Source organism: Porphyromonas pogonae (genome assembly GCF_036320655.1).
In the GTDB taxonomy this organism is placed as follows: domain Bacteria; phylum Bacteroidota; class Bacteroidia; order Bacteroidales; family Porphyromonadaceae; genus Porphyromonas; species Porphyromonas pogonae.
In genome coordinates this window covers 164,914-188,598 of the sequence record NZ_CP143258.1, presented here as the reverse complement: position 1 = coordinate 188,598, position 23,685 = coordinate 164,914, and the positions used below count along the sequence as shown (strand labels likewise).

Below are 23,685 nucleotides of genomic sequence, written 5' to 3'. Positions count from 1 at the left end.
ATAATAACTTTGTCTTAGCATAGAATTTTAATTATAAAAAATTAATCCGGTGAAAAGTCTTATCAAGATTTTCAATGTATTCCTATTCTGCTGGTTGGGAGAACTCGCAAGTAAGCTTACAGGAGGCTTTATTCCGGGATGTGTATTGGGTATGATACTCCTTTTTATAGCTCTATCATTCAAAATAATTCCCGAAAATAAAGTCGATGCCCCTGCAAGATTACTGGCAGATAATATGGGGCTATTCTTCTTGCCTGCAGGAGTAGGGCTGATGACGCAGATGGATCTTATCAGGCAATACTGGGGCATAATACTCATTTGCGTCATAGTGAGTTCTGTATTGGTTATCGGATCCGTAGCTTATATACAGGATAGGCTGGAAAGGAGGCGAAAGCCGTGAAGGAGATTATGACAAGCGAGGTCTTTATGTTGGGAGCAGTGATCGGCATTTATTTGCTGAGCATCAGGCTATCCAAGGCTGTGGGCACAGCCATTGCCAATCCTTTACTTATTTCTATTGTGGTGATCATCGTCCTCCTCAAACTTTGGGGCATTCCCTATGAGCAGTTTCTGCGATCGAGCCATATGCTCAATTTCTTTTTGGGCCCATCGGTGGTATCCTTGGGATATATCCTTTACAAGCAGGTGCATCATCTCAAAGGCAATGTGCTTTCGATATTTGCATCTGTACTCACAGGAGCCTTTATAGGCATTGTGTCCATTGCAGTAACAGGCTCCTTGATGGGAGCCAACCACAGTCTCATAGCCTCCTTGGAGCCTAAATCGGTGACTACCCCCATAGCCATGGAACTGGCTGCCAAAAACGGAGGTATCCCACCGCTCACAGCCGTAGTCGTAGTTGCTGCAGGCATTATGGGTAGCATTATAGCACCACCCCTCATGAGGTTGCTCAGGATCAAGAGCCCTATTGCCAAAGGGCTGGCTCTGGGAGCATCTTCTCATGGTGTAGGTACTGCTACAGCTATACAGATGGGTGCCATAGAAGGAGCTTTGAGTGGGTTGGCTATCGGCATTATGGGTATTATAACAGCATTGTTGCTCCCGCTCATTGAAAAATGCGGAGCTTTTCTTTAGAGTTTTAGATGGAAGTCTCTCTCAGGGGTCCGGAAAAGCTGAAGTCAGCTTCTCCGGACTTTTTATTTGCAGTAAGTCATTGGGCGAAAAACGCTGACTGATTCGCAGATAGATGCCCTTTGGGCTAAAATGGCTACTTTTGCAAATAATCAACTTCGAAAAAATAAATCAAATTGATATGATAGCATATTTACGTGGTGATATTGCCGAGCTTACTCCTACCATGATGATTGTGGAATGTGGGGGAGTAGGCTATTCGGTCAATATATCTCTTACTACCTATACAGCATACCAAGGCAAACGGGAGGGTAAGGTGCTTATTACCCAAATTATACGAGAGGATGCTCATCTGCTGTATGGCTTTGCCACGAGTGCGGAGCAAGAACTCTTCAGACAGCTCAATACTGTGTCCGGAGTAGGCCCCAATACGGCTCGGGTGATCCTGAGTACCTATGCCCCCGCGGAGCTTAACCAGATCATCACGCTGGGACAAACAGAAGCTCTCAAAGCTGTAAAAGGTATCGGGCTCAAGACCGCACAGCGCATCATCGTGGATCTGAAAGGCAAACTTGTTCCTCTCGAAGATGGAGTAGAGGTAACCTCTCCTCTTGCGGATGCCTATGCACATGCTGGTGCTGCCGAGGAGGCTTCCAAGGCATTGAAGATGCTGGGATACGGAGATGCCGACATTCGCAAAGCTGTGAGATCTATAGTTACTTCCAGCCCTTCCATGTCTGTAGAGGAGATCATCAAAAAGGCACTGCGACTACTCTGACAAGTAATCCGAGATATTGACCAAAACTTATGGATGTGTATTAGCAAAGACACCGTATGTGGAGAATCACCAAACATCATTGCACATACTTCTTCACGATCATACTCATAGTATGTTTGGTGTCGCTTTGCTCTTTCTCTGCAATGCATGCACAGGTACGTCATGCTTCGTCCGTCACGGGGCAACATAAGTTAGGTTCCGTGGGATCACGCTATACAAACATCGGTATATCTCCCGCAATTACCGCCAAAAACGCTTATCCCATACCTCTGCGACTCCCTGCAGACTCGCTCCGCGCCCTACCGATAGTAGCCCCTGTGGTGATACCCCCCCTGCGCTTACCTCTATCGTTGTCCGAGTCTATGCGGGTGTTTCCTGTGCAGACTATGACACATCCCACAATGAAACAGGACGGCGGTATTTTGGAAGAGATCTTCGGAGAAGGGGGATTCAAGATCAAGCTCAATGGTACTGCCGACTTCTCACTGGGTATGCGCCGAACACATATAGATAACCCGGCTATCAGCACAGCACGGCGTACGCGCAAATACTTTAATTTTCAGGAACTCATCAGGCTCAATGCTCAAGCATCGCTAGGCACACGCCTCAAGATGGATATCAACTATGATACAGAAGCGACTTTTGATCGCGAGGGCAGACGTATAAAACTGTCTTACACCGGAGAGGAGGACGATATCATCAAGTTTATTGATGTGGGAGATATCTTCTTTCGCCCTCGTAACTCGTTGATCAATGGTGGCGGACGGCTGTTCGGGATTCACTCCAAACTTCAGTTTGGCAAACTCGACATTGACATTGCAGCCAGCCAGCAGCATACGCAGCGTAGACAGCTGGCTACTCGTGGCGGTAAACAGACACAGGCTTTCGAGTTACAGTCCGATGGCTATGACGAGAACAGACACTTTTTTCTCGGGCATTACTTCTACGATCACTTCGACCGATGGATGGCTCATGTGCCTGTGATTACTTCCGGTATCAGGATAAACCGTATAGAAGTATGGGTTACCAATAAAACCGGTAAATATGACAATGCACGCAATGTAGCTGCCTTTTCTGACCTTGGCGAGCCTTCGGTAATATTCAACTCCCATGTGACTAAAAAGGGGGAACCGATCATGAATAACTTTGCCAATACCCTTTATGAAGAGATTAATTCCAATCCGTCTCTCAGGCGAGTGGATGGATTGAATGCGGGACTATCGCCTACTTATACCGTGGGGACAGACTATGAGAAAGTGGAAAATGCTAGGCTTTTGACGCCCAACGAATACATCCTGAACCCTACACTGGGATATCTATCGCTCAATTTCAGGCTCAATGCTGACGAATGTCTTGCAGTGGCTTATGAATACACCTATCAAGGAAGAAGATTTCAGGTGGGTGAGTTCACATCGGATAGACCTGATAAGTCTACCGACAATATCTTTGTGAAACTTCTCAAGGGTTCCCTGCAGGAACCTCGGTCGCCTTACTGGCATCTCATGATGAAGAATATATATAACTTGGGTAGTGGTATCAGTAATGTACAGCACGATGGATTTAAGCTTGATATTCTGTATAGGAGTGATGATGTGGGGAACTTCCAGCCCAGTATTAATGCGGGTAAAATCACAGGCGTGCCGCTACTCAGAGTGTTGGGGCTGGATAGACTCGACAGCAAAAAATCAACATTGCCTGATGGCGCATTCGATTTTCTGGAGGGAATCACCATCATTCCCGAGATAGGAGCTGTGGTATTCCCGTCGGTTGCACCCTTTGGCTCTACGCTTGCGGATGCTATAGGGCAGGGAGGAACAGCTAATCAGTTTGCCTACACCGAACTCTACGACAAAACCCTTGTGGAAGCGAGACAAGCAGCCGAAAAGAATAAGTTTATCATCAAGGGGGAATACCGATCTTCTACCTCGGGACAGATAAACCTCGGAGCTGTGAATCTGGCTCCGGGTAGCGTGAGGATAAGTGCGGGAGCCAAAGAACTAATCGAAAATGTAGACTACTCGATCGATTACCAAGCGGGGATAGCGACGATACTCAACACGTCACTCCTCAATGCCGGTACTCCACTGGATATATCGGTGGACAATGAAAGCTTCAACAGGGGGATGAGGAAAACAGTATTGGGGGTGGATCTGAATTATCACCTCAATGACTATACAAATATAGGTGCTACAGTGATGCATCTCTCAGAAATGCCCCTCTCCGGCAAAACAATGTTTGGAGAAGAAGCTATGAAAAATACGCTGTGGGGATTGAACATCAATATACGCAAAGAGTCGCGCAAGCTTACATCATGGCTGGACAAACTACCGTTTTATGAAACATCCGAGCCTTCTCTTATCAATTTCAACGCAGAGTTTGCACAGCTTCTCCCCGGGCACTATAGCAAGGGTAATAAGCAGGGGTACAGCTACCTCGATGACTTCGAGTCATCGCAAAGCTATATAGACCTGATCAATCCTTACGGATGGATGTTGAGTTCCGTACCTTTTGAAGAAGGTGCTGCTGCTCTTTTTCCCGAAGCCTCATTGACCAATGATCTGCGTTATGGCATGCACCGCTCTCACATCGCATGGTTTATGATAGATCCTATCTACACAGGAGAGCTCATACATCGTATGCCTCCTTACATGAGGAACGATCCGGACTTGCAAAGCAACCATTACTCCCGTATGATCAGAACGGGAGAGCTCTTTCCATACAAAGAGATCAATTATAATAGGATTAGCTCTATACCCACGCTCAATATCTCGTATTATCCCCGTATGAGAGGAGCCTACAACCTTGATGCTGATGCTATAGATGCCCAAGGGAATGTCCGTGAGCCTGAAAAGAACTTCGGAGGCATTATGAGACGCATTGAGCAGTCTGATTTTGAAGCGGCGAATATAGAATATGTAGAATTCTGGCTACTGGATCCCTTTATCTATAATCCTTCGTCGGCAGGAGGTAGCCTTATAATCAATCTGGGTGACGTATCGGAAGATGTACTGAAAGACGGGAAAAAGTTTTTTGAAAACGGCCTTCCCGTCAATAAAGATGAATCAGCAGTGGAGAAAACGGTATGGGGCAAAGTGCCCAAAAGACAAAGTTCCGGTTATGCCTTTGACAACACTGCGGGAGCCAGAGCCGTGCAAGATGTGGGGCTCAACGGGATAAGCACGGAAGAAGAAAAAGAAAATATCTCATATGCAGCATATGTGCAGAAGTTACGTGCCAAAGTGCGACCATCGGTACTCAGCAAATGGGAGGAAGACAAGATGAGCCCGCTCAATGATCCTGCCGGTGATAACTTCAAACACTACCGCAACAATGACTTCGACAAGAGCCGGAGTCCTATTTTGGATAGATACCTCTACTACAATGGTACTGAGGGTAACTCCGCCGAAGCCAAGGACGGCAATCATGAAAACATAAGTGCAGCTAAGACGGTACCGGATATAGAAGATATCAATCAGGATAATATACTCAATGAAACGGAGCGATATTATAAATATAAGATACGGCTTGTTCCGGCAGATATGAGGATTGGAAGTAACTACATTACCGATATCAAGAGCGCGGATGTGAAACTACCAAATGGAGCAACGGAAACAGTGAATTGGTATCAGTTCAAAGTCCCCATCAATCACTATGATGGCAAGGTAGGATCAGTCTCAGACTTCAAGTCGATACGTTTCATGCGTTTGTTTCTTACGGGATTTCGTGATGAGGTATTTCTACGATTTGCTTCGCTCAGACTGGTGCGTAACGAATGGCGCATCTATAATCGCCCTATTGATATGGAAGGCGTGGGCAACACCTCTGCGTCAAGCCTGGAACTTACTACAGTGAATCTCGAAGAAAATGCAGATCGCAGGCCGGTGAATTACGTGTTGCCACCGGATATTGACCGACAGGTAAACGAATCAGGTACGGGTCAAAACCGCATACGCAACGAGCAGTCGCTGAGTCTGAAAATATCTAATCTGACACGTAAAGAGAGTAGGGCGGTGTACAAGAATGTGAATTTGGATTTGAGGAAATTCAAGAAGTTGGAACTCTTTGTGCATGCGGAGCAACAGGCACAAGATCACAAACCGATACGCCGTGGAGATCTGAGATTCTTTATTCGTATGGGATCAGATTACCGACACAATTACTATGAGTACAGCATCCCCATGGAAATCACCGAACCCGGTACTTACAGCAGTTACAGCCTCACGGATAGAGAGAAGGTGTGGCCTGTGGCCAATAAGATATATATCGATCTGAATAATTGGGCGAGACTCAAATCACGCCGTAACGGTATGAGTGCCGTAGGTACTCCGGGTGCGGATTTCTTTCACCGTTTTACAGAGAATGATCCTGCTCATCCGGAAAATAGAATGACGGTGAAGGGAAACCCCGGGCTGGGTAATGTACGTACCATCATGATGGGAGTAACCAATAGCTCGGATGAGATACAGAGTGTAGAGGTGTGGACCAATGAATTGCGACTTTCTGATTTTGCCGATGGCAAAGGCTGGGCTGTACAAGCTGATATGAACGTCAAGCTGGCGGATCTCGGAGATGTGAGTCTTGCCGGTCAATATATGACTGCCGGGTTCGGGGGGATAGACCGCTCGTTGCTGGAGCGTAGCATGGATGACAGAAGACGTGTAGACTTCAACACAAACCTTGACCTAGGCAAGCTGTTCCCGCAAAAAGCTCATCTCGTGATCCCGTTCTTCTACTCGAGCAATGCCGAGCATCTTACCCCTGAGTATAACCCGTGGGACGATGATATCAAGCTCAAAGATGCTCTGGCAGGGCTGAAGACGAATAATCAACGCGACTCTCTACGCAATATAAGTGTTACGGACAAGCAGTCGTCAGGCTTTGCCATCACCAATGCCCGTGTGGATATCAGAAGTAAAACGCCCATGCCTTACGACCCTGCAAATCTCTCTTTTACATACTCGCAGGCCTCGGACAGGATGCACTCGCCTGATATTGAGTATGAGAACCAACAGTCATGGCGAGCCGGCGTAGTATATGACTATGTGTTGCCATTCAAAGCTCTTCGGATATTTGACAAGGAAAATAAAGGAAATAAAACAGCGAGAGAGTTCGATCTTAAGCTCTGGCCTGAGCATATCAATATCCAAAGTTTTATCACGAGAAACTATCAGGAACAGCAGATACGTAATATTACACCTACAGACAAGGTTCATGCCCATCAGCCCGTAGCTGCTACTTTTATGCAACAGTTCTCATGGAACAGACGTTTGTCTATGCAATGGCGTCTGATCCGTAATCTTACAGCAGACTTCAATAGTGGTACAGATGCTTTGATCGAAGAGCCATACATGCAGGTGAACCGTAAGACTAATCCTGATGGATATAAGGTATGGAAAGACTCCGTACTTCGGAGTATTATGGACCTGGGCAAACCGATGCATTATGACCAGACGCTTACCGTAAACTACACACTGCCCACGGAGTCGATCAGGAAACTGAATTGGATTACTTCCCAAACCACATATACGGCCAACTACTCCTGGGAGCGTGGCCCGGAGCATATTGCGGGCTTCTCACCGATAGGAAATACAGTGAGGAATCAACTCAATCTCGAAACGAATACAACGTTCGATTTGCAACGACTATACCGCAAATATGATGCATATAACGAACTCGAACGGAGCTTGCGTCGAAGACCTCGCACACGAGGGGAAGATGTGGGAGATAAGGAAGTGCCTATGGGGAGCTTATGGCTGAAGAAATTGTATAGATCACTCTTCATGATCAAAGATGTAAAATTCAGCTACGCTTATTCACAAGGTCTGAATCTACCAGGGTTTCGTCCAGATGTAAGGGATGTGGGCGGACAGGGCGGAAGTTCCGCAGGCATAGCACCTGGCATTGGGTATGCATTGGGTTTCGTGAAGGAAGGGTACGTGAGAGATGCATTGCAAAAGGGGTGGCTTATTACTGACAATCCCGATATCTACCCTGCCAATTACTCCCGCACACAGACGCTTGATTGGATGATCAGATTAGAGCCATTCCCTGATCTCAAAATTACTTTACGTACTATACACTCGTTATCCCGTCAGACACAGATACGCTTTGCGGAGAAAGATATGTCATCCATATACGGAGGTAATTTTATGATGACTACAATAGGGTTGAAAAGCTTTTTCGGGAACTCTCGATCTGACGGCGAAAGCAATTCCAGGGCTTTTGAGAATTTCTTAAATACTCGTGGGAAGATCATGTCGGACGTAATGGAGCATTATCGGGGACGTATCTATCCTAATAGTGGTTTTATACAAAATACACCATATGCCGGTCAAGAAATAAAGGTGCAAGAAACAGGTATTTCCGAGAACTCACCGGAAGTCCTTATCCCCTCTTTCCTCTCGGCTTATACCTCATCGGGGGACAAAAGAATTTCTATATTCAACCCTCTGCCGGGATTACTCTCGGCCTTGCCCAACTGGAATATCCGCTACTCCGGCCTTGGTAAGATAGACAAGATTAAGAATATCTTCTCCGACATTACCCTATCTCATTACTACACTGCCAAGTATATTATAGGAAATTATACATCCTATTCCGGATGGGTACGTACCGAAGGACATTTGGGACTAAGACCCATGCAAGGTGATAACGGAGCCGTAAGGCCTATTGCATCAGGTATCTATAGTATACCTTCAGTAACCTTGCAAGAGAGTTTCTTCCCTCTTTTTGGTGTGGATATGACTACTTTGGGTGGGTTTAGCTTTAAATTGAATTGGAATAAAAATAGAGGAGTCACCCTCAATCTCAATGCTTATCAGATCTTGGAAGAGTATATCAACGAGCTATCATGCACATTGGGCTACAAGGTCAATAACTTTGATCGATTGCTGGGACTTCGTCGAGGGAAGAAAGAGGAGGAAGCAAGTGGAGAATACAATGGTGGAGCCTTGGTGATCAGAGCTAATTACTCCCTTAACGAGACATCTATTATGCTGCGAAAAATACAGGAGCGGTATAGTGTATCCACCAATGGCAGCTTAGGCAAAAGAGTGGGGATTAGTGCAGATTATGACCTGAATAAATATATTATGTTGCGGGCATTCTACGAATGTGAAATCAATCGCCCTCGAGTGAGCACTATAGCGTTTCCCGTAAAAAACACAAATTACGGTGTGAGCCTTCGTCTCAATTTTAGTTATTGAACGATATACAATCTCAAATTGAGCTCTATCATGAAAACAAAAAAAGCATGTGCTTTGGTTCAAGAAGCACATGCTTAAATAAGATTTAGGGATTTAATCGGTGTTGATAAAGCTCTTTATCTCGCTAGTCAACCGATCTCCCCTGTTACGTCATAATTACTCTACATTCCCTTTGACTCTCAGTACAAAGGCTCCGTCACGACCATTGCTGTAAACGGCGATGGTCTTTACGAACGGACCGGGACGTCCTGCCGGATCATAAGTGATTTTTACGCGACCTTCTTTGCCCGGGGCAATAGGCTCTTTGTCAAATTCCGGAGTGGTACAGCCGCATGAGGCTACTACACGTGTCAATACGAGAGGTGAAGAACCTGTGTTCTTGACCATGAATGTATGTGATACTTTACCATTGGCTTCTTTGATTGTTCCGAAGTCATGATCTGTTTCAGAGGCTGTAATTACTGCCCCCTTGTTGCTCTGAGCATAGACCACTCCTACGCAAAGCATAAGAGCCAATAATGAATAAATTAACTTTTTCATAAAATTATATCTATTTTATCTTATTGTACTAATAAATCGTCAATACACAAAGGTATTATTTATTTGGGAGAATTAAAACAATTTTGCTTGTAATTTGAAAAAATATGTTATTTTATGCTGTGATGCCAATCGATTTTAACATATTTTATGCGGGAGCCTTCCGTAATTACCTCTTTTACAAGTCTCCCAATACTTTGTTCTTACCCACAACGGCTACAAACTCTTTGAGGTAGTGTGGCTCCCAATAAGCTACATCGGCATACGCTTCCGCTTTTACAGCCTTGTGAGCCAGCTCGGTCATTTGGGAGGCTATGGGTAGATAGGCTCTTTGTGGGAATATGGCATGCCTATGAGTGATGACCTGTGAGCATTTGTTACTTCCATTGCCTACAAACACAATATTTCTTTCTTGAAGCTCGGAAGCATAAATATCTGCATCTATAATCAACGGCTGATCGTCTGTGATACGGTTGCCTTTGTGGTCGAAGATAGCTGTATAGACCTCCATCCTGCGGGCATCAATCATGGGGCATATCCATGCTCCCTCAGGTACATCACCGTGTATGATAGCTTCATGAGCTAAAAGTTCCAGGGTGGAAACAGGGATCAGAGGGATGCTGTATCCGAAGCAAATACCTTTGGCAAAAGAAGTGCCTATGCGGAGTCCTGTGTACGATCCCGGGCCGGCACTGAGCGCTACGGCTTGCGGGTGATAACCCTGCTGAGCGCTGAGCTCCAGTACTTCCTTCCCGAATACTCCTATAAGAGATGCATGTTGGGCTTTATCTTCCAAGAAGTTTCGTTCGGCTATGATTTCTTTACCATGACACATAGCCACTGAGCATGCTGTAGTGGTAGTATCAATGAGTAATATTGTATTGAGTTTATTATCAGTCATTTTAAAGGAATTAGTGGTGCAAATTTAGCATTCTTTTGAGTGAAACCGATACTGCCGACGTTAATTTGTGCGTTGAAAAGAAAATAATTTTAAGATTATAATAGTAAATAGCATAGTAAATGTACCTTTGTTCGTTATACCAAAAGTACATTAACTATATAAAGTATTAAGGTTATGATTAGTTTTTATTCAATGCCTGTTATCTTCATTGCCGGTATTATGGGAATAGCCTTTGAAGATAAAATCAAGATCAACAAGAGTGCTATAGCTCTGATCATGTGTGTATGCCTGTGGGTATTTCTTTTGGCAGACGGGAGTATTGCCATAGGAACGGCGGGGTTTACCGAGTTTACATCTCATTATCCGGCTTCAAGCCAACCGGCGGGTGGCAGCGTGATAAGCAATTATATCTCCACATCCCTTACCGAGCATTTGGGCGATGTGTCCGGCACTTTGTTTTTTGTTCTATGTTCTATGGTGTTGGTAAATACCATAGACAACTACGGAGGATTCAAAGCAATCACTGCCTATCTCTCTACTACAGATAAGCGTAGTTTATTATGGAGAGTCGCTTTTGCCTCTTTCTTTTTCTCTGCTTTTCTCGACAATCTGGCTGCGGCCATCGTCATTATAGCTATCCTGCGCAAACTGGTGCCGGATAGGACAGATCGGCTCAAATATGCTTGTATGTGTATCATCTCCTGCAACGCCGGCGGCTCGTGGTCTCCTATCGGTGATGTCACTACTTTGCTGTTGTGGACCAATGGACGCATCACACCTCTCCATCAGATCACGCATGTGTTTGTGCCTGCGCTCATCAATATGTTAGTTCCTTTGATCATAGCTCACTTCTGGCTTTTCAAGAAAAAGGCCAAGCTCCGTTTGGAAGCTGAGAGTTCTTATGATGAGTGGGGAGATATCCTGCCCAACCGTGCCCGTCGTACAGTGTTTTGGGTCGGTATTGGTTCATTGATGCTCATTCCTTTTTATCAAACATTCTTCAATATCCCTGCATTTATGGGAGCTATCATCGGACTTGTGATTATTTGGGTTTATACCGAGATCATGTTTCACAAACACAAGAAACGGCTCTCCGGTGCTTCCGAATTACGTATTACCAATTTATTGCACCAAACTGATCTTTCCACGATATTCTACTTCCTCGGCATTCTTATGTCTGTGGCAGCTTTGGAGACGGGTGGGCAGCTTGCCAAGGCCTCCACGGGAATATCTCAGATCATGCCCAATACAGATTTGCTTGCAGGCTCTATAGGTTTGCTTTCCTCAGTGCTGGACAACGTAGCTCTTGTCGCAGCAGTATTGGGTATGTACCCTGTAGATGCTGTAACGGGGGTAGTGAGCCCATTTGTTCTCGATGGATCTTTCTGGACGTTTCTTGCCTATTGTGCGGTTACAGGGGGTAGTTTACTCATCATCGGTTCCGCCACAGGTGTTACCGTAATGGGATTGGAAGATATCAGTTTCGGATATTATTTCAAAAGATTTAGCGCACTCGCTCTTTTAGGTTATATTTGCGGAGGAGTAACCTTCATGTTATTTGCATAAGACACTATTTAGTTTACCCATTAATATTAGAGTATTCATACATATTTATCATGGAAGATATTGTAAAACAGTTTTTACCGAATGAAGAGATAGGAGAAATCAAAGCATTCGGCAACGGGCATATCAATGACACTTTTGGAGTAAAAGATGCGCAAGGCAACCTCAGATGGGTGTTGCAGAAAGTCAATCATCATGTTTTCCCGAGGATAGAAGTGTTGCAGCATAACATCGATGTTGTGAGCAAAAAAATGGAAGAGAAGTTACGTGAGGAAGGTTTGGCCGACTATGAAAGGCGATTCCTTTACTTTTATCCTTTGGCAAGTGATCCGTCCAAGAATTATACATTCGACGGTGAGCATTACTGGCGTCTTTGTCGTTATATCCCTCAAAGCAAAAGTCTCTCTGATCTTACTCCGCAAACAGCTCGCAGTGCAGGCGAAGCTTTCGGACGTTTCGAAGAGATATTATCCGATATTCCCGAAGGCGTATTAGGCGATACTATAGTCAACTTTCATAACATGTCTTTCCGTCTCGGGGAGCTACGTGACGCTGTGAACCGTGATGCGGTAGGCAGATATGCTAAGGTCAAAGACTTGGTAGATAAGCTGGAAAGCCGAGCTGATAAGATGGTGCTGCAAGAGCAGTTGTATGCCCAGGATAAGCTACCCAAGCGTACCATACATTGTGATACCAAGGTGGACAATGTGTTGTTTGACGAAGATGATCATGTACTTTGTGTTGTGGACTGGGACACTGTGATGCCGGGATTTATACTTAGTGACGTAGGTGATTTCATCAGAACGGGAGTGAATACCGGTGCTGAAGACGAAGCCGACCTTGACAAAATAGGAGTGAATATGCCGGTGTACAAATCTTTTGTCGAGGGATACCTCTCCACTGCGGGCAAGTTCCTTACCCCTATGGAGCGCAAACTCATCGCTTACGGCGGACGTATGATGACTTACATGCAGGCGGTGCGTTTTCTTACGGACTATATCAACGGCGATACCTATTATAAGGTGCATGACCCGGAGCATAACCTTCGCAGAGCCATAGCACAGTTTACGTATCTGGAGCGTCTGGAAGAGAAAGCTCCGGAAATGGAAGCTGTTTTGGGAGTCTAAGTCCGTATCGATGTAAGTATTTCCCACCGTTATGATAATTAATATGGCAAGCAATGCCTTCAATCTCTATGGGTGAGAGGGTATTGCTTGCCTTTTTTATATCCTCGTCACTTTAGTTTCACCCTTTTTCAGTTGATCAGGATCTATGATTGGTTTCCTGTAAATATCTCTCAGCAATCCCAGCAAGCATATATCTAAAGAATACCTCTACCAGCTTCGCGGGTAAAAGCCAATTGTTTTTTCCTCGAAGCAGTTCATCGTTCTTGCATACAAAGTTGTATCTTTGAGCATAATCAATAAATTGCGCTGAGATGAAAAAGACTTTCAAAACTTACGTAAGTCTATTAATGACTTGCATTGGTGTAGCATCTATAAGCCTGCTGGTGTCAAGTTGCAAGAATACTTCTTCCACCTTTGTCCAGGCTACCGGTAAGCCCGGTGAAATTATGCTGGTTATGGAAAATGAGTATATGAATGCTCCTATCGGAGCCAAGGTTTACGGCGTGCTCACACAGCCCGCTCTGTCCCTTACCCAAGACGAGCCCAACTTCAGCATATCTCGAGTAGCTACTCCTTCTTTCGGCGATTTTCTTCGCTATGTACGCAATGTCGTTATAGTCGATGTCGATAATACACGCTTTACCTCCACCGCACTCAAATATAATTACGATGAATGGGCCAAGGGGCAGATTGTGATACGTCTCAATACTCCTTCTGCTGATTCGCTCAGCAACTATCTCGATCGCAACAAAGCTGCACTCATCAATTTGCTGGTACGTCATGAGCTATACCGTTTCGGGACAGTGCTGGAAGATAGCTACAGCACCCGTGCCGACGAATTGACCGACAGTCTCTTCAAACATCATGTCAATATGCCTTCTGACATCAAAAGCTACAAAGTAGGCAAAGACTTTTTATGGATGTCCAACGGATTGGCACGCAAGCGACATGACATCCTGGTGTATTCCTTCCCGTTCAAAAACAAGAAAGATATAGCCATAGACCGCATGGTAGAGGTGCGCGACTCTGTACTCAAAGCCAACATAGAAGGCGGTGTAGAGGGTAGCTATCCCACCACAGAGAGCAAATACAATCTCTATCATCGCTATGTCCAAACAGCAAATGGACAGATAAGAGGTGAGTTGAGAGGCATTTGGAAGATGGAGGGCGGCGCCATGATGTCGGGGCCTTTTGTCTGCCAGGCATACATCGACCAAAAAGCCGGCAAGGTGTACGTAATAGAGGGCTTTGTATATAACCCCAATGAGAAAAAACTCACCTTGTTACGTATGATGGAAGCCGGGCTGTATAGCTTCCGCCCGGATAATATCAAAAAGTTCAACGCTGCCGAGATATTGGAAAGTAAAACATCTGTGATGCAATAGACAGAGCATTGCTCCATGTATACACAACTTACAATTTAAATGGATAGAAAAATAAGAGTAGCCATTACACATGGCGATATAAACGGGATCAGCTACGAGGTTATACTCAAAGCTTTGGCAGACGAATCCATGCTCGATCTCTGTACTCCCGTCATCTACGGATCTACGAGAGTGGCATCTTACTGGAAGAAAAAATTGGAGATCGAGGGCAATCTCACTTGGAACCAAATACGCTCTACCAAAGAGGTAAGAGATGGTGTTATCAACCTGCTCAACATATCGGATGATGACTTCAAGGTCACACCCGGCATGATCTCCGAAGACGGAGGACGTGCCGCACTTATTGCTCTCGAAAAAGCTACTTCTGATGTAATGATGGGCTATTGTGATGTGTTGGTAACCGCACCTATCAATAAAGCTGCCATGCCACGCGATGCTTTTCCCTACAACGGACACACACAGTACCTCGAGGACAAGTGCGCCATGGTCACAGGGCGCTCACTCATGATTCTCTGTGCTTACGATGTGCGGGTCGCACTTGTCACCACACACATTCCTGTGAGTGATGTCCCGGGAGCCATTACCGAAGAACTAATCTTGGAGAAGTTAGGCGTTCTCGATAAAACGCTCAGGCGAGATTTCGGTATCGGTAAGCCACGGATAGCTGTGCTTTCGCTCAATCCCCATGCTGGCGACAGCGGACTCATAGGATCGGAAGAGATATCCGTTATCAAACCGGCCATAGACAAAGCTTTTGATTCCGGTATTATGACTTTCGGCCCTTATGCCGCAGATGGCTTTTGGGGTTCGGATGTTTCCATCGCTTTTGATGGTGTGTTGGCTATGTATCATGACCAAGGATTGGCTCCTTTCAAAGCTCTATATATGAATTCAGGAGTCAATATCACTGCCGGCCTTAGTATTGTGCGCACCTCGCCCGACCACGGTACCGGCTATGATATAGTAGGCAAAAATGAAGCTTCTGAAGAATCTATGAGACATGCCATATTTGCTGCCATCGATATTTATCGCAATAGAGCCGAGTATGATTATATTACCCGCAATCCTCTGCGCAAAATATATTACAGTGGTGGTAAAGATGATGAGAAGATTGATTTGACAGCCGATTCCGTCGATTAGACTTTATCACAATCCAGTCTCTGTTTTTTTAATATCTCTATTATTATTTACCTGTAGTGTCAGTGCAGAACCCTTCTTTATACGTATATACAGCATCGGCAGGTGCAGGCAAAACGCACACACTCACCGGGCGTTATCTCGAGCTTGCACTCTCTTCTTCTGATGCTTTCAGGCATATCCAAGCTGTGACTTTTACCAATAAAGCTACGGCAGAGATGAAAGAGCGTATTGTAAGCGAGCTGTACAATCTGGCATATGCGCCTGATCAATCGGCCTTCAGTACCGAGCTGATCAGCAAGTTAGGTTATTCTCAGGATAAATTGCAGGAGCAAGCCGCTGTTGTATTGCGGGAGATACTTCATGATTACTCTTCGTTCAGAGTCAAAACTATCGATGCCTTCTTTCAGGAAGTCACTCGGTCGTTTGCTCGTGAGTTGGGGCTGTCGGGTACCTATCGCATTGCGTTGGAAGAAGCTGTGGTTTTGGATCAGGCAGTGACTCGTCTCTTGGGTAAGCTGAGCGAAGAAGAGACCGAGTCGGACACTAACCGCTGGATTACGCGGCTTACCGAAGAAGAGATACAAAAGGGTAAAGGACACAATATAAAACGCATCCTACTCTCACTCGGCAAGGAGATATTCAAGGAAGATCTCAAGCAGATTACGTCACGTGGCGACCTCCCGTCCAAGGAGGATATCAGTCGCTTTGGCAGGGATATAAACCGACTCATGGATGATTTCACCATCGAGCTCCGTGCCATTGCCACAGAGGCTTTGGATATTATAGCTCGTCATGGACTTGAGGTCACCAGCTTTGCATACGGTAAAACGTCTGCTATGAACGAGTTTGCCAAGATCTCCGCAGGTGCTGATCCCATCCCTCCCGGTAAGCGATTTACCGATGCCGCACACAATCCCGATAAGCTCACGGCCAAGAGTGCACCACCACCCACCCGTGCCGCCATAGAAGCTGCTTTGGCTGGTGGTTTAGAGCAGTGTATGACTCGCTTGCTGTTGCTTTTTGAGAAGTCATACCCGGCCTTCAATACCGCCCGTGAGGCCGTGAAGCTACTGCCACGCTACGGGCTCATCGCTGATATATACAAAGAGGTGCAGGAGATAGAGAAAGAACAAAACATGATGCTCATCTCTGATGCCCCCACACTCATACATCGTATTATTGCCGGTAGTGATATTCCTTTTATCTATGAAAAGATAGGTAATAGGCTCAATCATCAGATGATAGATGAGTTTCAGGATACCAGCCGGATGCAATATCATAATTTCCTTCCATTGCTCACCGAAAGTCTTGCACAAGGTCATGACAATCTTATTGTGGGCGACGTGAAGCAGAGTATCTATCGCTTTCGCAATTCCGACAGCTCTCTGCTGAGCAGCGCCGTGGAGCAGGATTTTGTGCTTTATGCCAAGCCCGAAACTCTGCAACAAAACTGGCGTAGTTGCAAGGAGATCATCGAATTCAACAACGCTCTTTACCAACAACTGCCTGCGCTCCTTACCCACTATTTCCACTCACTCATCACGGCATCTATTGTCCCTGAAGCTGCCCCTATGGCAGAGATCTTCAAGCAAGCTTATCGTGAGGCTCCTCAGCTCTTACCCGAGTCCAAGGCTGATTACCATGGAGCCGTACGTATCCACAAATACTCCGTGCATGAAGCCGTGGAGGGAGATGCCGATCTGTGTGCACTATCAGATGATCTCATCACTTCCGATGATGTCACTGTGTTGCCCGGCGAACGCCAAATCGTGTGTGCACAAGTGGCACGTACTGTGATAGACATACAGCGAAGAGGTTTCAAGCCCTCCGACATAGCTATATTGGTACGTGACAAAGCCCAGGCACAACTCATAGCTCAAGCCCTATTGATGTACGAGCGTATGCCTGAAGAGATGTGCTTTTCTATGGATGTTATTTCCGCAGAGGCTTTGCGCATCGATCGCTCGTATGCTGTGAGGCTCGTAGTCTCCGCCATGAGATATATCAATGCTGCCGATGATACCATGACCCGCTATATCTTGGGCGAAGCATACGGTAGCTTGGTACGCCTCTCGCATCCTGAAGTCGTATCTCCACAGATTCCTGAGGATCATTACGCAGTACTGCTCGAGTACGGGCGTAAGAGTCTTTATGAGACGGCCGAGGGTGTTGTGGCGCTCTTCAATGAATATATTCCGGAGGAAGAAACTTCTTATATCCTGCGACTGCTCGATTTGGTCAATGACTTTCAGTTTGACCTCTCAGCAGACATTGCTTCTTTTTTAGTCTGGTGGGATCAGACCGGGCATAGGGAAACCATTGTAAGCCCTGATAGCGACAGAGCCATCTCGCTCATGACAGTGCACAAGAGCAAAGGTCTGGGATTTCCTGTGGTGCTTATGCCTTTTGCCAATTGGCCTGTGGGGCCTAAGGCCAATTTTGCACCTATTCTTTGGTGTGATCTCATGGGGCGAGCTCCTTTTGACAACCTGCCTGTGATACCTGTAGGCTATGTGGCGGAGCTGGCCAATACCTATTTTGCGAAAGATTACTTCCGTGAGCAAATACTCACGGCACAAGACAATCTCAATCTTCTCTATGTGGCTACTACAAGAGCTAAGCAAGAACTGCATATCTGGCTCAACGACGATGTACAGCCTGCTCCCGATGCCAAGTTAACGTCCATTGACCTTCTATTACACAGAGCTCTGGATGATGTCGATGCCTGTGTCCCTTATACCGTGACGGACGAGCAGCAGGGGATTGAGGATGCTTATCCCCCGTATACATTTCACGAGGCTCATGAAGAGGAGGATATGCCGGGTATTGTTCTTGACAAAATCAGGTCGTACTCTCTTGAGGATCGCTTGAGTATCCTCTTTGAAGGTCGCTCATTTTTTAGAGAAGATAGCCCTCGCAAACATGGGCGGACCATGCACCGCATACTTTCGGCAGTAGAGACATATCATGATCTACAAGCTTCCTTGGACAAGGCGGTGAGTGATGGCCTCATTACGGACGATGATGCCCTTGACTTGCAGGCGGAGCTGGAAGAGCTCATGACTGCGGGTGTGGCAGCACCGTGGTTCGATGGCTCAGGCACAGTGCTCAGTGAGGCTCCTATTATCGGAGGCGAAATAAGAGGCATTCGCAGGCCTGATAGAGTGATACTCTACCCGGATCAGAGTGCAGTGGTGGTCGATTATAAGTTCGGTGAGGAGCATGGTGCACATCGTCGCCAGGTCAAAGCCTATGCTACACTTCTTTCCGATATGGGATATGCTCCCGTGAGGGGTTTTCTGTGGTACGTAGCCAAAGGAGTGGTCAAGGAAGTATAACTACCCACTCCCGGACTTCTTATTGTATCATTATTCTTATGAATACATCCTTTGCCAATCAGCAATAACTTATTAGATATCTTATGTTTGTTCTTCTTATAATGAGACTGTTGCAAAAGTCAACAGTCTCATGGATTTTGGAGGCAAAGCCGACAAAATACACTTTGACCGGGCAGAGAAGGTAAAGTGCAAGGCGCTAAGAGTGAGTGCACAGGGAGTTTACTTCAGGTAAATGACCAAGCACGAATCTCGCAAGCAACGAAGCAATTTGCCTGCTATGCAACGGTCTCATAATCCCAGTCTTGTTTTGACACATTGATTGTTTATAAGCTAATACTGTGTCATTTTGCTGTGGATGAGGTGTTGTAATACTCCCAAAATATTATTGTAAGATCTTGGCAGTGTGGCAACTAAATTATTAGGACAAGTTGTTTTTAGTAAAAAAGACCTTCTTTTTCGGTAGAAAGAAGGTCTTTTGATAAGAAAATCGGGCCAAAATGAGTGCATCTGCAATGCTAATGACATAGCTTTGTGGATAGCAATTATACTCTGGTAAACACAGAGGTGTTTTAACTAAAATAGCGCCGTGTTTTAACTAAAATGTTTCGGTGTTTTAACTAAAATACGAAAGAGTCTTAACTAAAATGTTTTCGTGTTTTAGTTAAGATACGGGAATGTTTTAGTTGTAGTACTGCGACAAAAGAATATCATAAGAGTAGATGGAGCAATATATAAGTGACCGGGGGATGATGTAGCTATACCGGGAGTAGTACGTATCCGTAGGCTTGGGCATTATAAATCCTTATAAATTTGCTGATTGGTGAAGGTCTTGATTTCATGAGATAGACATAGTCTATATTCATCATATTGATGAATAAGTCATTATAACACGTGTGTGGGCAGGTCTTGTTATTGGTCTTGAATCCCATATTTGTCGAAATAAAATGAGTCTTTTAGGATAGATGTATGTTAGTAAAAGAACAAAGATACAACATACATACCCCCTTTGTCAAGCCTTGAAATAGAGTGGGTTTTTGTCAAATAGATATTTTAACCCTTAAAATTGCATCATTTTGTCAAATGTATCACGCCTTTATGTGATGTCGTATACTCTTACAAGGAGCCTAAGTTAGAGCTTGGATGGTAGGGAATTGTCTGAGGGGGCGATAGACTTACGGAGTATGATGGCAGCTTCGGGTCCCATGTTGAACAGCAGATCCAAGATGCTCAGGTTAGGGTGGAAGTGATTAGCTTCTGCCAAAACCTGATAGTAGGGGTGGGGGATGAAGAGGGGATCACTGGGCGAGTGCTTGGGTCTGATGGCATAGCGGTAGTCGCACGGGTTTTCCGTGACATAATCTGTGGTCTCTTCTATGCGGGTGTCTATCTCCAGCAGATCGCTGAGAAGGTGTATCATCTCCTTGTTGTAGTCCCACAAGTATTCATAGCGCTTCTCATAGAAGGGTGCCAGATCGTCCCAGTAAAACTCAAAAAAAGGAGTGCTGCCGTAGGAGGATATGAGTGCTTGGCTGTGGAGGTGTCGCCACTGTCCGTGGTCGGATATGCGCACATCTTTGATTGCTGTTTTGAGCTCGGGGCCTTTTTCTACCGGTATGGTGAGTGCCTGTATGCCTTGGGGTGCTAAGATGTGACAGCGATTGCGATAGGTCTGCTTCACAAAATTCTCGCGAGCCTCCAGCTGACACACGCCTTGGTGCCTGAATAGATGCGCGAAAAACTGTATGGGAGGGGCGTAAGCCGTAGAAAGTAATAACATGGGTATGGAGATATCAGAAGAGCACAACGCTCTCGATGTTTTGGGCCGGGATAATGCCTATGTGGCGTGAGTCAGGTTTGCCGTGAGCTTGATTGTCACAGAGAATCCAGTAATAGTCGCTTTTGAACACAAAGTCGTGCAGCCTCACGCCATCGAGAAAGAGCATGCCCGACTTGAATTTGTATTTGCCTTTGGCTATGTCTGCCGTCTCTGTCCTGATGGCGGATCTGTAAGCGATAAGGCTCAGGGGATCTATCTTGTACCGCCTACCGCCTACCGGTACGGCTATTGTGTAATTGTCCTGATACGTGACGCCGTGCGGTGACGATATTGCTTTGCCGTTGATCATGACCTTGCCCCTCACTACCTGTACGGTATCGCCCGGCATACCTATGATGCGTCCTATGGAGCGCATGCCTCGGGGCGAGAGGGAGTCAGGGTATGTGGTAAACACGATGCGGGAGTTGCGCCCGGGAGTCATGAGCTTGCAAGCTACGGTGTACTTGCCGCTACGCATTGAGGGCTCCATGGCGGTGGTATCTATCCGGAAGATGGTAAACACAAAGACACGAAGCAATATACCCAACACTACGATGGCGAGTGCTGCAAGTAGGAATTTGGTGCTATCCTTGAGCTTCTTTGGCTTTGTGTTTTCCATATATGGGTGTTATTTGTCTTTGACGGGGCGCATCATACGGCTCCATCTGATCTTACCGTTGAAGAGCCCTTTCTCGTCATTGGTAGATAGCCAGATAAATGCCGGTTTGCCCACGATGTGATCTTCCGGTACGAATCCCCAGTAACGGCTATCGGCAGACATGTGTCTGTTATCGCCCATCATGAAGTAGTAATCCTGACCGAAGGTGTAGGTGTCGGCGGGTTTGCCATCGATAAGCACGGTGCCGTCCGTATTGACTTTGAGGTCATGGCCTTCATAGTTCTTGATGCAGCGAGAATAAAGAGCCAAGGCATTCTCATTGAGCTTGACTTTCATGCCTTTACGGGGTATCCACACCGGGCCGTAGTTGTCACGTGTCCATCCCGTATTGATGGTGAGCGGGTATATGAGGTCGGTGCTGTTGTCTTGCTCCACAGATATACCCTTGACGTAAGGCTCTCTATTGATAGTCTCCAGCATCTTTGTGGTAAGCGGTAGGTGATAGATGACCCCGAATTGCCCATCGGCGAGGGCTTTGAAGCCTGTTCCTTTGATGAATTGTTGGGTAGCATCGCTTTGCATTACCGCCACATCACGATAGTTGATCCCGAGGTCATCGAGTAGTTCCTGATTGAGAGGAGTACCATCCGTCTGCACCCAGTAGTTGAGCTGCATGCGAGAGGGGTTGTGCTCGGGTTTGCCGTTGATGTATAGTTGATTGTTTATGATTTGCAAGTTGTCACCAGGCATCCCCACACATCTTTTCACAAAGTGGTCACGTCTGTCTACAGGTCTGTACACCACATTGCCAAACTGTATTTTGTCGCTCCATACGACATCTCGGCCGTATATCTTGCACAAGGTGTAGTAGTCGGGGTTGGTCTTTTTGAGCGCTACAGTGTCACCTGCGGGGAAGTTGAATACCACGAGATCTTCACGCTGTACATGCCCGAATCCTTTGAGACGCCTGTATTTCCACTGCGGGTGATCCATATATGACTTGCCCCCTGAAATGGGGAGGGTGTTGTGCGTAAGAGGTACGTGTATGGGTGTGATGGGCATGCGTGGGCCGTAAGCCAACTTGCTCACAAATAACTTATCACCGATGAGCATAGTCTTCTCAAGAGAAGATGAAGGTATAGCGAAATTCTGAAAGAAAAACATACTGATCAGTGCCACGCCTATCACAGCGAAGAGGATGTCTCCTATCCATGAGCAGGTGACTCTGACTGTTTTATTGGGGTGCGATCTGTACCAACTCCAGTGGATATATTTAGTGAAGTAAAGGTCGATAACCAAAGGAAGGCCTAGTAACCACCACGGACCCGCCCAAATGATAAAAAGGATATAAAGTATAGTTACTATGGCGCCTGTGATATAGCGCTTTTTCTTTTTGGCCGGAGTTTCGGCAGGGTTGATATGTTGCTTCAACATTGTAGTAAGTGTAGTATTCTGTGCTATTGGTTTAACATCTCTTGCATCGTAAGGTATCCGCTGTGCGATGCCGTGTATTCGGCAGCCAACACGGCGCCCAAAGCAAAGCCTTCACGGCCGAATGCTTCGTGGGTGATCGTTATACTGTCAACGGGCGATTTATATTCTATAGTATGAGTGCCCGGTACTTCACCTTGGCGCAAGGAGTAAATCGGCAGTACATCGCCTTCGCTCTTTTCTTCACTTTCCCACCGCCGCAACCTTTTGGACTCTGCTATAATGCCTTCTGCAAGGGTTATGGCTGTGCCGCTGGGGGCATCTACTTTGTGTATATGGTGCGTCTCGGTCATAGATACAGCGTACTGAGGTGCTGCATTCATGAGGCGTGCCAATGTTTTGTTGAGCTCGAAGAAGAGGTTCATCCCCACGCTGAAATTAGAAGCCCAGAAAAGGGTTTTATTTTCTTGTTCGCACCTTTTTTCCATCTCGGGTAAGTGCTCTGCCCAGCCTGTGGAGCCACACACCACAGGGATACTTCTATCCAAACAGCGGGAACAATTGAGGTAAGCCGATGCGGGGGAGGTGAATTCGATAGCTACATCAGCTTGTAAAAAACGGGGATCATCAAATAGTTCTTCTTGCCCGTGATCTATGGTAAGAACTATTTGGTGTCCCCGTTCTGTGGCGATACGTTCGATGATATGACCCATCTTACCGTATCCTATAATCGCTATATTCATATCTTATTTA

General features: G+C 45.9%; 15 protein-coding genes. 9 read left to right on the top strand and 6 right to left on the bottom strand.

Annotated elements, in window-relative coordinates:
• The first annotated feature begins 49 nt into the window (after positions 1 to 49).
• The 4 genes from VYJ22_RS00720 to sov all read left to right on the top strand — a co-directional run bounded on the left by VYJ22_RS00720 (position 50) and on the right by sov (position 9,075).
• Complete coding sequence (locus VYJ22_RS00720; protein WP_329904438.1) at positions 50 to 400, top strand: CidA/LrgA family protein; 351 nt, start codon at positions 50 to 52, stop codon at positions 398 to 400.
• Positions 397 to 1,095: an LrgB family protein gene (locus VYJ22_RS00715; RefSeq protein ID WP_407989096.1), complete on the top strand. Its 699-nt coding sequence runs from the start codon at positions 397 to 399 to the stop codon at positions 1,093 to 1,095. The genes VYJ22_RS00720 and VYJ22_RS00715 overlap by 4 nt, the downstream gene beginning before the upstream one ends.
• Before the next feature lie 178 nt (positions 1,096 to 1,273).
• Positions 1,274 to 1,870 carry a Holliday junction branch migration protein RuvA gene (ruvA, locus tag VYJ22_RS00710; protein WP_329904437.1) on the top strand — a complete coding sequence of 199 codons (597 nt, stop codon included), beginning with the start codon at positions 1,274 to 1,276 and terminating at the stop codon, positions 1,868 to 1,870.
• A gap of 56 nt (positions 1,871 to 1,926) precedes the next feature.
• Positions 1,927 to 9,075 carry a T9SS outer membrane translocon Sov/SprA gene (gene sov, locus VYJ22_RS00705; protein WP_329904436.1) on the top strand — a complete coding sequence of 2,383 codons (7,149 nt, stop codon included), beginning with the start codon at positions 1,927 to 1,929 and terminating at the stop codon, positions 9,073 to 9,075.
• Between the two features lie 156 nt (positions 9,076 to 9,231).
• Here the strand turns inward: sov and VYJ22_RS00700 are convergent, their stop codons facing one another.
• Positions 9,232 to 9,615 carry a DUF1573 domain-containing protein gene (locus VYJ22_RS00700; RefSeq protein WP_329904435.1) on the bottom strand — a complete coding sequence of 128 codons (384 nt, stop codon included), beginning with the start codon at positions 9,613 to 9,615 and terminating at the stop codon, positions 9,232 to 9,234.
• Between the two features lie 175 nt (positions 9,616 to 9,790).
• Positions 9,791 to 10,513: a tRNA (adenosine(37)-N6)-threonylcarbamoyltransferase complex dimerization subunit type 1 TsaB gene (gene tsaB / locus VYJ22_RS00695; protein ID WP_329904433.1), complete on the bottom strand. Its 723-nt coding sequence runs from the start codon at positions 10,511 to 10,513 to the stop codon at positions 9,791 to 9,793.
• Positions 10,514 to 10,687: 174 nt separating this feature from the next.
• On the opposite strand from tsaB, the gene nhaD reads away from it, so the two are divergent.
• From nhaD to VYJ22_RS00670, 5 genes are all read left to right on the top strand, one after another.
• Positions 10,688 to 12,079: a sodium:proton antiporter NhaD gene (gene nhaD, locus VYJ22_RS00690; RefSeq protein ID WP_329904432.1), complete on the top strand. Its 1,392-nt coding sequence runs from the start codon at positions 10,688 to 10,690 to the stop codon at positions 12,077 to 12,079.
• Positions 12,080 to 12,129: 50 nt separating this feature from the next.
• Positions 12,130 to 13,203, top strand: a complete 1,074-nt coding sequence (locus tag VYJ22_RS00685) for a phosphotransferase enzyme family protein (protein WP_329904430.1) — start codon at positions 12,130 to 12,132, stop codon at positions 13,201 to 13,203.
• 311 nt (positions 13,204 to 13,514) lie between these two features.
• Complete coding sequence (locus tag VYJ22_RS00680) at positions 13,515 to 14,588, top strand: DUF4837 family protein (protein ID WP_329904429.1); 1,074 nt, start codon at positions 13,515 to 13,517, stop codon at positions 14,586 to 14,588.
• A 39-nt stretch (positions 14,589 to 14,627) separates the two neighbouring features.
• Positions 14,628 to 15,728: a 4-hydroxythreonine-4-phosphate dehydrogenase PdxA gene (gene pdxA, locus VYJ22_RS00675; protein WP_329904428.1), complete on the top strand. Its 1,101-nt coding sequence runs from the start codon at positions 14,628 to 14,630 to the stop codon at positions 15,726 to 15,728.
• A 62-nt stretch (positions 15,729 to 15,790) separates the two neighbouring features.
• Positions 15,791 to 19,066: a UvrD-helicase domain-containing protein gene (locus VYJ22_RS00670; protein WP_329904427.1), complete on the top strand. Its 3,276-nt coding sequence runs from the start codon at positions 15,791 to 15,793 to the stop codon at positions 19,064 to 19,066.
• Between the two features lie 1,129 nt (positions 19,067 to 20,195).
• Here VYJ22_RS00670 and VYJ22_RS00665 read toward each other — a convergent pair.
• From VYJ22_RS00665 to VYJ22_RS00650, 4 genes are read right to left on the bottom strand one after another with little or no spacing between them, the layout of a single operon-like run.
• Complete coding sequence (locus VYJ22_RS00665; RefSeq protein WP_407989091.1) at positions 20,196 to 20,843, bottom strand: WbqC family protein; 648 nt, start codon at positions 20,841 to 20,843, stop codon at positions 20,196 to 20,198.
• 13 nt (positions 20,844 to 20,856) lie between these two features.
• Positions 20,857 to 21,501 carry a signal peptidase I gene (gene lepB, locus VYJ22_RS00660; protein ID WP_329904426.1) on the bottom strand — a complete coding sequence of 215 codons (645 nt, stop codon included), beginning with the start codon at positions 21,499 to 21,501 and terminating at the stop codon, positions 20,857 to 20,859.
• 9 nt (positions 21,502 to 21,510) lie between these two features.
• Positions 21,511 to 22,935 carry a signal peptidase I gene (gene lepB / locus VYJ22_RS00655; RefSeq protein WP_329904425.1) on the bottom strand — a complete coding sequence of 475 codons (1,425 nt, stop codon included), beginning with the start codon at positions 22,933 to 22,935 and terminating at the stop codon, positions 21,511 to 21,513.
• A 23-nt stretch (positions 22,936 to 22,958) separates the two neighbouring features.
• Positions 22,959 to 23,675, bottom strand: coding sequence for a 4-hydroxy-tetrahydrodipicolinate reductase (locus VYJ22_RS00650; RefSeq protein ID WP_329904424.1), 717 nt, complete (start codon positions 23,673 to 23,675; stop codon positions 22,959 to 22,961).
• Positions 23,676 to 23,685 lie beyond the last annotated feature (10 nt).

Bases quoted from the DNA above. Each gene is read 5' to 3' on its own strand.
- ruvA (WP_329904437.1), top strand. From the start codon at position 1,274: ATGATAGCATATTTACGTGGTGATATTGCCGAGCTTACTCCTACCATG.
- sov (WP_329904436.1), top strand. From the start codon at position 1,927: ATGTGGAGAATCACCAAACATCATTGCACATACTTCTTCACGATCATA.
- VYJ22_RS00700 (WP_329904435.1), bottom strand. From the start codon at position 9,615: ATGAAAAAGTTAATTTATTCATTATTGGCTCTTATGCTTTGCGTAGGA.
- tsaB (WP_329904433.1), bottom strand. From the start codon at position 10,513: ATGACTGATAATAAACTCAATACAATATTACTCATTGATACTACCACT.
- nhaD (WP_329904432.1), top strand. From the start codon at position 10,688: ATGATTAGTTTTTATTCAATGCCTGTTATCTTCATTGCCGGTATTATG.
- VYJ22_RS00685 (WP_329904430.1), top strand. From the start codon at position 12,130: ATGGAAGATATTGTAAAACAGTTTTTACCGAATGAAGAGATAGGAGAA.
- VYJ22_RS00680 (WP_329904429.1), top strand. From the start codon at position 13,515: ATGAAAAAGACTTTCAAAACTTACGTAAGTCTATTAATGACTTGCATT.
- pdxA (WP_329904428.1), top strand. From the start codon at position 14,628: ATGGATAGAAAAATAAGAGTAGCCATTACACATGGCGATATAAACGGG.
- VYJ22_RS00665 (WP_407989091.1), bottom strand. From the start codon at position 20,843: ATGTTATTACTTTCTACGGCTTACGCCCCTCCCATACAGTTTTTCGCG.
- lepB (WP_329904426.1), bottom strand. From the start codon at position 21,501: ATGGAAAACACAAAGCCAAAGAAGCTCAAGGATAGCACCAAATTCCTA.
- lepB (WP_329904425.1), bottom strand. From the start codon at position 22,935: ATGTTGAAGCAACATATCAACCCTGCCGAAACTCCGGCCAAAAAGAAA.
- VYJ22_RS00650 (WP_329904424.1), bottom strand. From the start codon at position 23,675: ATGAATATAGCGATTATAGGATACGGTAAGATGGGTCATATCATCGAA.